General features: G+C 57.5%; 1 rRNA gene. It reads left to right on the top strand.

Annotated elements, in window-relative coordinates:
* Positions 1 to 1,050 (top strand): 23S ribosomal RNA (locus tag M8J74_RS43525); the annotation flags it as partial.

The following is a 1,050-nucleotide window of genomic DNA, read 5'->3' as shown; positions in this document are numbered from 1 at the left end:
GGGAGCGGAGTGAAATAGTACCTGAAACCGTGTGCCTACAAGCCGTGGGAGCGTCGGGCGAGCACTTGTGCTTGCCTCGTGACTGCGGGCCTTTTGAAGAATGAGCCTGCGAGTTTGCGGTGTGTTGCGAGGTTAACCCGGGTGGGGAAGCCGTAGCGAAAGCGAGTCCGAATAGGGCGATTTTAGTAGCACGCTCAAGACCCGAAGCGGAGTGATCTAGCCATGGGCAGGTTGAAGCGGAGGTAAGACTTCGTGGAGGACCGAACCCACCAGGGTTGAAAACCTGGGGGATGACCTGTGGTTAGGGGTGAAAGGCCAATCAAACTCCGTGATAGCTGGTTCTCCCCGAAATGCATTTAGGTGCAGCGTCGTGTGTTTCTTGCCGGAGGTAGAGCACTGGATAGGCGATGGGCCCTACCGGGTTACTGACCTTAGCCAAACTCCGAATGCCGGTAAGTGAGAGCGCGGCAGTGAGACTGTGGGGGATAAGCTCCATGGTCGAGAGGGAAACAGCCCAGAGCATCGACTAAGGCCCCTAAGCGTACGCTAAGTGGGAAAGGATGTGGAGTCGCACAGACAACCAGGAGGTTGGCTTAGAAGCAGCCACCCTTGAAAGAGTGCGTAATAGCTCACTGGTCTAGTGATTCCGCGCCGACAATGTAGCGGGGCTCAAGCGTACCGCCGAAGTCGTGTCATTGCAGCAATACTCCCAACGGAGGCTGTGATGGGTAGGGGAGCGTCGTCTGCCGGGTGAAGCAGCACCGGAAGGTAGTTGTGGACGGTTGACGAGTGAGAATGCAGGCATGAGTAGCGATTCACACGTGGGAAACGTGTGCGCCGATTGACTAAGGGTTCCTGGGTCAAGCTGATCTGCCCAGGGTAAGTCGGGACCTAAGGCGAGGCCGACAGGCGTAGTCGATGGATAACCGGTTGATATTCCGGTACCCGCTGTGGAGCGTCAAACATCGAATCCAGTGATGCTAAGCCCGTGAAGCCGCCGGCTGAGTCTTCGGACGAGGTCGGAGTGGTGGAGCCGGTGACCCGAGCTGG

It is taken from the genome of Streptomyces panaciradicis, assembly GCF_023516615.1.
GTDB lineage: Bacteria > Actinomycetota > Actinomycetes > Streptomycetales > Streptomycetaceae > Streptomyces > Streptomyces panaciradicis.
Note: the sequence above shows the minus strand (reverse complement) of the source record. Positions and strands in the feature narration are given on the sequence as shown.